This window comes from Flavobacterium anhuiense (assembly GCF_050990855.1).
In the GTDB taxonomy this organism is placed as follows: Bacteria; Bacteroidota; Bacteroidia; order Flavobacteriales; family Flavobacteriaceae; genus Flavobacterium; species Flavobacterium anhuiense_C.
The window spans coordinates 466,674-477,500 of sequence record NZ_CP158861.1; the positions used below are offsets into that span (position 1 = coordinate 466,674).

At 30.8% G+C, this 10,827-nt stretch carries 10 protein-coding genes and 2 tRNA genes (1 of these 12 cut by a window edge); 5 read left to right on the forward strand and 7 right to left on the reverse strand.

Features of this window, described 5'->3' with window-relative positions; translation table 11 throughout:
* Positions 1 to 66: 66 nt before the first annotated feature.
* From ABTV69_RS02270 to ABTV69_RS02285, 4 genes are all read left to right on the forward strand, one after another.
* Positions 67 to 1,293, forward strand: a complete 1,227-nt coding sequence (locus ABTV69_RS02270) for a bifunctional folylpolyglutamate synthase/dihydrofolate synthase (protein WP_433833881.1) — start codon at positions 67 to 69, stop codon at positions 1,291 to 1,293.
* 178 nt (positions 1,294 to 1,471) lie between these two features.
* Positions 1,472 to 1,546 (forward strand) — tRNA-Val (locus tag ABTV69_RS02275).
* A 154-nt stretch (positions 1,547 to 1,700) separates the two neighbouring features.
* Positions 1,701 to 1,778: transfer RNA gene (locus ABTV69_RS02280), tRNA-Val, on the forward strand.
* 112 nt (positions 1,779 to 1,890) lie between these two features.
* On the forward strand, positions 1,891 to 2,967 hold the full coding sequence (locus tag ABTV69_RS02285) for a ligand-binding sensor domain-containing protein (RefSeq protein ID WP_433833883.1): 1,077 nt from the start codon (positions 1,891 to 1,893) through the stop codon (positions 2,965 to 2,967).
* 61 nt (positions 2,968 to 3,028) lie between these two features.
* On the opposite strand, the gene ABTV69_RS02290 is transcribed toward ABTV69_RS02285, so the two are convergent.
* The 5 genes from ABTV69_RS02290 to ABTV69_RS02310 form a co-directional block, all read right to left on the reverse strand.
* Positions 3,029 to 3,736 (reverse strand): DUF6090 family protein, encoded by a 708-nt coding sequence (locus ABTV69_RS02290; RefSeq protein WP_433833885.1) that lies wholly within the window; start codon positions 3,734 to 3,736, stop codon positions 3,029 to 3,031.
* Between the two features lie 342 nt (positions 3,737 to 4,078).
* Entirely contained in the window at positions 4,079 to 4,441 is a 363-nt protein-coding gene (locus tag ABTV69_RS02295; RefSeq protein ID WP_433833887.1) for a MerR family transcriptional regulator, read from the reverse strand.
* A gap of 157 nt (positions 4,442 to 4,598) precedes the next feature.
* The gene (locus ABTV69_RS02300) at positions 4,599 to 5,975 is read right to left on the reverse strand and encodes a hypothetical protein (RefSeq protein WP_433833889.1); all 1,377 of its coding nucleotides are present in this window, start codon (positions 5,973 to 5,975) and stop codon (positions 4,599 to 4,601) included.
* Between the two features lie 146 nt (positions 5,976 to 6,121).
* Positions 6,122 to 7,177 (reverse strand): hypothetical protein, encoded by a 1,056-nt coding sequence (locus tag ABTV69_RS02305; protein ID WP_433833891.1) that lies wholly within the window; start codon positions 7,175 to 7,177, stop codon positions 6,122 to 6,124.
* Positions 7,178 to 7,357: 180 nt separating this feature from the next.
* Positions 7,358 to 8,455 (reverse strand): acyltransferase family protein, encoded by a 1,098-nt coding sequence (locus ABTV69_RS02310; RefSeq protein ID WP_433833893.1) that lies wholly within the window; start codon positions 8,453 to 8,455, stop codon positions 7,358 to 7,360.
* 343 nt (positions 8,456 to 8,798) lie between these two features.
* Here ABTV69_RS02310 and ABTV69_RS02315 point away from each other — a divergent pair, with 343 nt between their 5' ends.
* A complete protein-coding gene (locus ABTV69_RS02315) occupies positions 8,799 to 9,689 on the forward strand; it encodes a DMT family transporter (protein ID WP_433833895.1) in 891 nt (296 codons plus the stop codon).
* A gap of 63 nt (positions 9,690 to 9,752) precedes the next feature.
* Here ABTV69_RS02315 and ABTV69_RS02320 read toward each other — a convergent pair whose 3' ends face one another.
* Entirely contained in the window at positions 9,753 to 10,346 is a 594-nt protein-coding gene (locus tag ABTV69_RS02320) for a YdeI/OmpD-associated family protein (RefSeq protein WP_433833897.1), read from the reverse strand.
* Between the two features lie 46 nt (positions 10,347 to 10,392).
* A protein-coding gene (gene lpxA / locus ABTV69_RS02325) for an acyl-ACP--UDP-N-acetylglucosamine O-acyltransferase (protein ID WP_433833899.1) crosses the window boundary here: on the reverse strand, positions 10,393 to 10,827 show its 3' portion. The gene runs 339 nt beyond the window's last position; 435 of the gene's 774 nt are visible here — the last part of the coding sequence; its start codon lies beyond the right edge, outside the window — the gene reads right to left on this strand; it ends in the stop codon at positions 10,393 to 10,395.

Sequence of the window (10,827 nt, forward strand, 5' to 3'; positions counted from 1 at the left end):
TTCGCTGTAATATTAAACTACAAAAATCGAAATTTATTTCAATCAACAACCATTTTATCTAAACAAATGAACTATCAAGAGACTACCAATTGGATGTTTAATCAGTTGCCAATGTATCAATTGCAAGGTGCTTCTGCGTATAAAGAAGATTTAACGAATATTAAATTATTGGCAGCTCATCTTGGCAATCCTGAAAAGGAATTGAAATGCATTCACGTTGCGGGAACAAACGGAAAAGGTTCTACTTCGCACATGCTTTCTTCTGTTCTACAGGAAGCGGGATATAAAGTCGGATTATATACTTCACCGCATTTGAAAGATTTTAGAGAAAGAATTAAAATCGACGGTAAAGAAATCTCCGAAGAGTTTGTTATTGAATTTGTTGCGAAACACAAAGGTTTTTTTGAGGCTAATGATATGAGTTTCTTCGAAATGTCGGTTGGTTTGGCGTTTGATTATTTTGCATCTGAGAAAGTTGACATTGCGATTATCGAAGTTGGTTTGGGCGGAAGATTGGACGCAACAAATATTATTACGCCTTTGGTTTCGGTAATTACGAACATTGGTTTAGATCATACTCAGTTTTTAGGAAATACACTGGAAGCTATTGCTGGCGAAAAAGCAGGAATTATTAAACCAAATGTTTCGGTTGTTATTGGCGAATATAATGACGAAACAAAACCTGTTTTTCTGGCTAAAGCCGAAGAAAACAACTCGCCAATTTCTTTCGCATCCGATTTGATTGATCAGATTTATTTATCTGATTTAATTGGCGATTACCAATTTCATAATAAAAAAACAGTTCAACAGACAATTTCAATTCTAAACAATGAAACCGATTTTAAAGTTTCAATCGAACAATTGAAAGAAGGTTTATTGCATGTTGTAAAAAACACAGGTTTACAAGGAAGATGGCAGCAATTGGGAGAAAACCCCAAAATTATTTGCGATACGGCGCACAATAAACACGGATTATCGGTTGTAATGAATCAGCTGAAAAATGAAAAGTTTGAAAACCTACATATTGTTTTGGGAGTTGTTAACGACAAAGATTTAGATTCTATTTTGCCTTTATTTCCTAAAGAAGCACAATATTATTTCTGCAGTCCGAATTCTTCGAGAGGTCTTCCTGCTGAAACGTTAAAAAATGCCGCTGCAAATTTCGATTTGAAAGGAGAAAAATACGATTCTGTGGAAATCGCTTTCGCGGAAGCAAAGAAAAATGCTTCGGAAAATGATTTTATTTACGCTGGCGGAAGCACTTTTGTTGTTGCCGAATTACCTTTGGACTAAAATATACTTTTGATTTAGAAAAAAACTCAAAAAAATCCTTTTAATAACAAATTCATAAACAAATAGATATAAGTTATTTTTAAAAAAGTTTTATTTTTTATTGATTTTTGTTTGCAGAACTCAAAAACAGGCGTATATTTGCACTCGCAATCACAAACGATAGCAACCTAGTAAAATAGGGCGATTAGCTCAGCTGGTTCAGAGCACCTCGTTTACACCGAGGGGGTCGGGGGTTCGAACCCCTCATCGCCCACAAAAAACTCCTTAAGAAATTAAGGAGTTTTCTTTTAAATAAGAGGACTAACAAAGAATATTAAAACACACAAAAGTTTAAATTTCTTTGCAGAAATCAAAAACAAACGTATATTTGCGTTCGCAATCAGAAATGATAGCAACCTAATAAAATAGGGCGATTAGCTCAGCTGGTTCAGAGCACCTCGTTTACACCGAGGGGGTCGGGGGTTCGAACCCCTCATCGCCCACCAAGAAACTCCTTAAGAAATTAAGGAGTTTTTTTTATGCTTTTTTTATTTTAGAATAATTTCCTGCACAAACTCATTATCTTATATTTTTGTTATCTCAACAAACAACTTTAAGATGAAAGCACAATTACTTAGACAATACATTTCTAACTTTTGCTACACATTTCTGATTGCCACAACAATTTCCTGCAACAACCAAAATCAATCAAATCAGCTTAAAGACAACAAAAGTGCTTTTTTAAAACTGAAATACACTACAGGAATTCGTTCAATTTTAGAAGACAGCAAAGGTAATATTTGGTTTGGCAGTCATCAAGAAGGAGTCTGTTTACTTCAAAACGGAAAATTGCACTATTTCACAACAAAAAATGGCTTAAGTGACAATCAGGTTAGAAATATTTACGAAGATAAAAATGGTATAATTTGGTTTGAATGCGGAAGAGGTTTGAGCACTTATAACGGAAAAGAAATAACTAGATATACAGAAAGAGACTATAACTCAAAAAACAAATGGAAGTTAAACGATAATGATCTTTGGTTTAAAGGCGATCAAATTGAAGGCTACAATAAACTTGAAAAGCTTCCTGGTATATATCAATACGACGGACAAAAGCTTTCTTATCGTCTTTTTCCTGTTACACCCAAATCACAGGATGGTTTTAAATATTATATTTCGACGCCATTTATTAAGAGTAAAAATGGAGCAGTTTGGCTTGGAGCTTATGGTGCTGTAATAGAATACAACGGCTCTACTTTCAAGATACTGGATAACGAATCTCTTGGTTTAAACTCAAAAACTGGTTTTTTACACGTTCGAAATATAATGGAGGACAACAAAGGAAATATCTGGATTGCGAACAATGGAATGGGAGTTTTAAAGTACGACGGAAAAAAAGCAATCAATTTTACAGAGCAACAAAAATTAAAAAAGAACGATACTAAAGGGAATTCTCTAGAAAAAGTCTTTTCTATTGGAGAGGATAACTCAGGAAATATCTGGTTTGGCACTGTAGGATCTGGTATCTGGAAATATGATTTTAAATCTGTAAAAAACTTTACAAAAGAAGATGGAGTACAAAGCAATCATATTTGGACTATTTACAAAAGCAAAAATGGAGAATTATGGTTTGGAGGAGCAAATCCGAGTGGCATATATTCTTTTAACGGCAAGTCTTTTGAAAGGAAATATTAAAAAAAAGTCATAAAAAAAGCTCCATTAGAAATAATGGAGCTTTTTTTTATGATTTCGCTTTTTATTTAGCAAGCTCTTTTTCAATTTCTTTAATAAGTTCAACTGCAAGCGGTTTAGTGTTTTCGTTATAAACCCTAATGTTATTCTTACCTATTGTAACAAGATATTCTATTGTCTTTTTATATTTTGGATCTGAATATAACTTTTCTTCTGGTTTATCTGCGTTTTCTATGGTTTTATCAAAACACTTAAACAAAAAATCATTGTATACTTTATCGACTTCATTAACCGCTGGCACAAATATTTGGTAATAGTTTAAAATTTTCTGTTTTAATTTTTCGTCTTCAATGTAGCCAATTTTTCCACTTGACTTAAAACCTTCGTAATTACCAACATTTAATGTTTGCCCGTGTGAATGAATTGGGAAATTGACTTTACTTTTAGACTTATATATACTGTCAAGTTGAAAAGTCGTTAAAGCCAAAATTTTTTCGTAGCTGTCGTTTGTCTTTTGGTATTCTTTTACTTCTCTGTCGATACTTTCTATATCATCCTTTAAATTATTCTTTAAATTAGCAAGAAACGCAGCCACTTCTTCTTGTTGATGTTTATGCTCGCTCCAACTGTGTAGCGATATTGAAAGCGTCACAGCAAAAACTATTATGAATATTTCTATAATGATTTCTTTTATTTTCTCACCCAATGTGTGTTCTGATTTTTTCACTGCTTTGTAAATTTTGTTTGAATGTTTGGTTATTTCTTCTTGCATAATTTAGTTTTCTAATTTTAACTTTGGTTATAATGGCATTTATTTTAGTACGCTATTCAATTCTATGAATTTTAAATCGATCAATTCTTTTAAATAAACACAACTGATTCTCTTTAACTCAGATTTTTATTGCGAAAGCGAATATAAGACTATTTGCACAACCCTCTATTATTTTCTCATATTCGGAATAAAAAAATAAAAGAAAAATAACATTCTCCCTTTGAAAAGTTTCTTCAAATCTTATGTAAAATTCTTTTTGTTGCATTTTTCCATAAACACAAAAACTCCTTAATTAATTAAGGAGTTCTCTATAGATTTTCATTTTCAACAATCGATAATTTATTATAAATCATCATTTTGTATTTTTTCACATATTTTTTCGAGAAGATTCTTAGTCTGCTTAAAATATTTCATTTTATCGTCAATCTCTTTTATTTTGGTCTGAAAAAGCTCGAGCGTTTCTGGTTTAGATTCGGTACTTTCAAACCAACTGGTTAATATTTTTTTTATTTCTGCCAAAGAAAAACCAACTTCTCTTGCTTCCATAATAATTTCCAAACGTTCAATAGTATTATTGTCGTAATGTTTGTAATTGTTAGATTTTACATTTTCATCAGCCACTCCTTTTATCATTCCTAGATTTTCATAATATCTAATCGTGTGGATTGACAACCCTGTTTTTTTTGATAATTCGTTTACAAGCATAGGTTTACTTTTTTTTACAAAACAATTAAGTATAGAGCATGGTCTATACTTATATGTTACAAATATACTATTATTTTGTTTTCAAGTTCCTAAAATCCAATAAAAAACTCCAAAATCAGCTGATTTTGGAGTTTTTTTTATAGTTTTACTTAGATTTTTATTCTATCGATTTGATCAATGTTTCTAAATCAGATTTTTTCTGGTTTACAATTATCAACTGGCTTTTGTCACCAAGAAGAATCTTTTCTGTAAATTCTTTATCTGGACTTGGTTTCCAGTTTTTCAATTCTTTAAACTTATCTTTTAAGAGCTTTATTTTTTCTTTGCTTCCTTTTGAGATAATTACCATTTTGGTTAATGGCGTATTTTGCATTTTTTCGATACTGCTTTCTGTAATTTGATCTTCATATTCTGTTCTTGAACGATAACGAAACATCTTATTTATAGTTTTAAAATCGTTTTCGTTTTCTGTAATTACATAACGGTATGTCATTATATTATCAATTTCATTGATCCAATCTGGAAAATTAGTTTCGTAAAGCTGAATGTACTGATCTATAAAATTCTTATCAATTGGTTTCTTTTGCTCGATGTATTCTTTGGTTAACGGATAAATCTTTTTTGCCATCAAATTGATATATTTATTATTATACCATTCTCCTTCATCAATTTTACCATCCAATTTTTCATAAACATATCCATTACCCAATACCGTCGCTAAAACTTCGTTCAATAACTGATAAGCATAATTGCTGCACTTTGATTTATTTTCTTTAAAATAAGAATCGATATCTGTTTTCACTTCAAGCGATTGTTCGTCGTAGACGATATGATACGTTTCGTGCATCATTACGCTAAACAAATCTTTATGCGATTTTAAATCGGTTTGAATAGCGCTAACAAAATTATTACAAAATGCAGAAGCCGTAAATCCTTTTGAATTCGGCAGCGGATAAAAAGCCGCTTCAAACGGAATTGAATTATCCCAACTGGAATTATAAAATACTAGTCCTATTTTAAAGTAATCTTCAATGTGATGTTCTTGAGAATATTTAGTGATTTCATCCAATTGCTTTTCAAATTGTTCTTTATTCGGATTATAAATCAGCTCGTTATAAATTGACGTAAACTCTGAAATACATTCTCCCAAATCACTCAAGGTTTTATTAGGAATTATTCCAACAGAGCGAAGTTTGAAGTCATTGAGATTATCTGTTTCAATCAAATTCTTTTTCAACACATCCTGTGTCTGCATGGTTTTCTTTGAACCATAGGGAAAATCTTCAAACCGAAAACTATACGAAATAGACAACTGATCAAATTTTGAAATCAAGCTTTTGTACTTCTTATTATTATATTTTGATTTTTGAAATTCTGTCTTAAAAACATTGTCAGGATAATAATCAGATAAATTCTGCAAGAAAACAAAAACTGCTAGCTGCTCCGAATATTTGATTTTAAAAGAAGGTTTTTGTCCGAATGTATGAATAGCTAAAAAGAGAAATACATACTTAATTACATTATTAATTTTCAAGCTCTTTTGTTTTTGGTTATTAAAATTTCATAAGATTAAAGAGCTAATATAGTATGTTTTCAAACGCGAAGAACCTTATTAACTTAGAGAGAATAAAAAAACCTCCAAAATAAATCTTGGAGGTTTTTCTATTTTCATTTACAAAACTATTTCAATTTTGTTAGCGCCTTAGAGTTTCTTAATAAAAATACATATTGAAAATAATCATTTGCCGAGGCATCTTTCAACGGAACAATGTTTTCACCAAAAGCCCTTGATTTTACTGTTATTAAATTTTGCGATTTCAAATAGGGCGAATTCTCAGCTCCAAGTTTGAAAAGAGTAATCGCATTTGGTTTGCTCACTTCTTTCAAATCATTAATTCCTTTTACCAACATTAGTGGTCCGTCTGCATTTAGCCAATCCACTTTTTCATCTTCTGGCGTTGGAAATTGAGGATTTTTAGGAAGATACATTTCACTGTCAATCGTATAACTCACTAAACTTGTAACTTTAGTTCCAGATTCTTTTAATCCTTGTGCGAAAGTTTCTCTCCCAGATTCTGTTTTCTTTTGAAGCGTATGAAAAAATCCAAAAAGTCCATAAAACTTTTCGTTTTCAATATTCATTTTTTTTATAGCATTTTTGAAGTTCGAAACCATTGCAACATCTCTTGAGCCTTTAGATTCATCATCAAAGTTTTTATCAATTCCAATAACTGTAATTTTTAAAGAATCTGTTAAGTTTTGATTATAATCATAAATTGAATTCCATTTATCAAATAATTCCTGACTAGATTGCTGCGGAATTCTCTGCTTTATAGTTTCGACAACTTCTTTTAAAGCTGTTTCATTTTTTTGTTTTCCAAGCAAAAAGGAATTTAATCTTTTAGCCACCAAGCTATCCATCTCAGCAATGTAGTATTTCACTCCAGCCTTCTTATTCAAAAAGAAAAGCATTTCTTTATCTATAGTTTGATTATCTGCGTAACCATGAATTTCGCCCAGTAAGAAAACTTGTGATTTATAAAAATCGGCGTCAAACAATTTCCCATCTATTGAACCCGAAACTTGAACATTATTTTTTGACAGATAACTAATGTTCTCGTCATTTTTAGATTCTAAAAATATTTTACTGCTGATGTACAGATAAGCAATAAATAGTAAAACAATGGTAAAAAGGGTAATACATGTAATTTTGGCGATTTTTAAAATTTTCTTCATGGTTCTGGTTATATTTATTTTGATGTAAAAGTATTTTTATCCTATAAAACAATCAATTCTTATTGACTGAATTGTTGTTTCTTAGTGATGAATTGTTCTTATTCTAAATGCCTATCAATTTGAGCAAATAAAAAACTCTATTAGAAATAATAGAGTTTTTTTACTATTTTGGTTTTATTTTTATTGTCTCGCCAATTTTTCTTTTCTTTTGATATTCAAATAATTTCTTAGCGGAATATCATAAAACACCATTACTACATAAGCAAATCCAACCAGCAAAAAAACCGAAGTTATTACAATAAAAGTCAATTGTGTTGTATCTGGCTTATAATTGGTGTAATAATTTCCGAACATCCATAAAACCGCGTAATGTGTCATGTATAACGGATAAGATATTTTCCCAGAGAAAACACAAGCTTTTTTCAATCCAGGTTTCAATATAGCTCCAGCTCCCAAAGAAATTAGTAACGGAAAATATAACAAGACAACTAAAGGTTCTGAGATCCAATTCCAATCTGAAAATGGCATGATAAAAGCCAACAATAACAAAATGGTTAATCCGCCAAAACCTAATTTATTTTTAATAATCCAATTAGAACGGTAAATAAGTAATCCTGCCAAAAAAGAATACGATATTCTAGCGCAACCGTCCCAAAAAGTTGGGCCGCTCCAACCACCTAATAAATTTCCAGAATTATATCCGACATAACAAATTGCCACTGCAGAAATCAAAGTAATAACTACTAAGAGGTTTCTGCGAATTTTATAAAGCACAAGTGCATAAGCAATATTGGCAATATATTCCCAAAAAAGAGACCATGCAGGCGCATTAAAACTAAAAAGATTAAATCCGCGATCGGCAATAACTGGAAACGGAATAAGAAATAAGGAACAAATAAATGTCAAAATAATTTTCCCTGTACTGTATAATTCCAAATGGCCACCAAACGGATCAAATAAAAAAGCCAGCAATCCTAATACCGATCCTGCTACAACCAACGGATGCAATCTTATAATTCTCGAGATAAAAAAATTACGAAGTCCCATATTTGCAATACGATCATCATAAGCATACCCAATTACAAATCCTGAAAGGCAAAAGAAAAAGTCAACAGCTAGAAATCCGTGTCCTATAAAATTCTGGCTTGGATCTGTAAAAATCCATTCCATAAAATGAAAGACGACAACTGCAAAAGCCGCAATGCCTCTTAATCCGTCTAAAATTTCAAAATGCTTTTTGGTTTCAAGAATTGCTGTAGTTGGTTGATTGGCATTCATTAATTGTAATAATCTTATAAATTAGGTGATTGGGTATCGATGCAAGTTCTACAAATAAATAGTCAAATCAAAATAAGATCGTTCAATTTATTAGCAAAAGTGTCAAGTTTCACATTTAAATAACTTTTTAAACTTTTCCAATCCTTAGTCTTTTTATAAGTTTGCAAAAACCAAATTTCATCATGAGTTTAAAAGGTTGTCTTCCTCCTCCTTGAATTAAATAATACGCCCTTAGTATTGACACTTGACTGAATATTTCAATCCAATTTCTTGTGTCCATACATCATTCAATTATTAATATTCAAAATATATCCTTCAAAAAAAAAAGGATAGACAACTATATATGAAAAAATCTTATTTGATACTGCATACTGCAGTTTTACTTGCTGGTTTTACTGGCGTTTTCGGAAAACTTATTTCTCTTAACGAAATTACCTTAGTTTGGTATAGAGTATTATTTGCTTCGATTATTTTATTTTTTATTCTAAAAATATATAATCTCAAAATGCTAAAATCATTTTCTGAAATAGCAAAAATCTCAAAAGCTGGAGTACTTATAACCATTCACTGGATTTTCTTTTATGCCAGCATTAAATATTCTAACATATCAATTGGTGTGGTATGTTATTGCTTGACAAGTTTTTTTACTGCTTTTTTTGAACCTATTCTCAATAAAAAAAGATTTAACCTCCTTCAGGTTTTATTAAGCATGCTAACTTTACTAGGAATAAGTCTAATTTTCCATTTTGATTCTTCATACCAGCTTGGAATTTTACTAGGAGTAATTTCTTCCGCATTTGCTGCGTTGTATACTATTTACAATGAAAGATTAGTTCAATTTTATGATAGCAAACTAATCAATTTTTATCAGATGCTTGGGGGAACTTTAGTATTAGGTTTTGCTCTTCCGTTTTATTTTTACAATTTTCCAGATCAGACTTTTATTCCAAATCTAAAAGACATTTTCTATCTATTAATTTTAGCTTCCTGCTGTACTGTTGCACTTTATGTAATGTTTGCAGAATCACTTAAAAAAATTCCAGCCTTTACCATAAATCTCACTTTTAATCTTGAGCCAATATATTCTATAATATTAGCCTTCTTGTTTTTTAACGAAGGTCAATCTGTCAATTTCTCTTTCTACATCGGAATCAGTTTGGTGATGACTTCTGTTTTGCTCCAATCTATAATTTCTATTCGAAAGAAAAACACAATCCAGCAGCAAATCTCTTAGCACTATAAAAACAAAAAGCTCCTATCTTTCAAAAGGAGCTTTTCTTTTATCAATAAAATTGTTTTAATCATTCAATCCTTTTCCATCCAAAATTCTTGGAATATTCTTCTCTACTCTGGCTTCTCTAGTTTTAGCTTGCTTTGGTTGAGAAAAATGAAGCAAATAAGCTCGTTGTCTCCCTGGAGTTAAAGCATAAAAAGCTTTTTTAAAATTAGGATCAGAATCAAATTTATTCTGAAGTTCCTCAGCAATTTCAAATTCAGAAACTTTTTTCAATTCAACTTTTTGTCCTGACTTTTCAATTTCAGATGCTTCAAAAATATATTTTTTCAGAATTTCTTTCTTATCCAATATATCCTGAACATTCGTAAATCGAACTTGACGAGCCGCCTGTACATTTTCTGACTGCTGAATTAATATTTTATCTGAATCTTTCATTAAAGCCCCTTTAAAAAATAAAAAAGCACAATATTCCTTAAAAGCATGAATTAAAACAATGTTCGCACTCTCAAAAGTATAACATGGACTTCCCCACTTTAACTCTTCAACTAAATGGCAATCCAAAGCAATATCTCTCAGTTCCTCTAATTCCTCTTTCCATTTCTCCGATTTTTCAAAATAAAAATCAACTTTAGAATTTGCACTATATGCTGCCATAATAGATTCTTTTAATAATTTATTATAAAGATATATATTTAGAATTTTAAAATTCGAAACCTTTAATAATTCCTCTTTTCGACTGCTTGACAAAATTTAAAATCTTATCCCTCTCTATAGTTCCTTGAAATTTTTCTGCAATTAATTCTAAAGCAAATCTTGTATTTCTCTTTTCCTGAAATAAAACTCGATAAATTGCTCGAAGTTCGTCAATCTTACTAGAATGAAATCCTCTCCTCTTTAAACCAACAGTATTTACCCCTACAAATCGCAAAGGTTCGTGAGCCGCAATTACGTAAGGTGGAACATCCTTAACCACACGACTTAAACCACTAATTATAGCATGTTCACCAACAACAGAAAACTGATGTATTCCAGTCAAACCACTAATATTTACCCAATCTTCAACAATTACTTCACCAGCTATTCCAACGCTAAATCCAATAATAGAATTACTTCCTATCACACAATCATGCCCTAT

Excerpts from the sequence above, each read along its gene's own strand:
- ABTV69_RS02270 (WP_433833881.1), top strand. The coding sequence starts at position 67 with ATGAACTATCAAGAGACTACCAATTGGATGTTTAATCAGTTGCCAATG.
- ABTV69_RS02285 (WP_433833883.1), top strand. The coding sequence starts at position 1,891 with ATGAAAGCACAATTACTTAGACAATACATTTCTAACTTTTGCTACACA.
- ABTV69_RS02290 (WP_433833885.1), bottom strand. The coding sequence starts at position 3,736 with ATGCAAGAAGAAATAACCAAACATTCAAACAAAATTTACAAAGCAGTG.
- ABTV69_RS02295 (WP_433833887.1), bottom strand. The coding sequence starts at position 4,441 with ATGCTTGTAAACGAATTATCAAAAAAAACAGGGTTGTCAATCCACACG.
- ABTV69_RS02305 (WP_433833891.1), bottom strand. The coding sequence starts at position 7,177 with ATGAAGAAAATTTTAAAAATCGCCAAAATTACATGTATTACCCTTTTT.
- ABTV69_RS02310 (WP_433833893.1), bottom strand. The coding sequence starts at position 8,455 with ATGAATGCCAATCAACCAACTACAGCAATTCTTGAAACCAAAAAGCAT.
- ABTV69_RS02315 (WP_433833895.1), top strand. The coding sequence starts at position 8,799 with ATGAAAAAATCTTATTTGATACTGCATACTGCAGTTTTACTTGCTGGT.
- ABTV69_RS02320 (WP_433833897.1), bottom strand. The coding sequence starts at position 10,346 with ATGGCAGCATATAGTGCAAATTCTAAAGTTGATTTTTATTTTGAAAAA.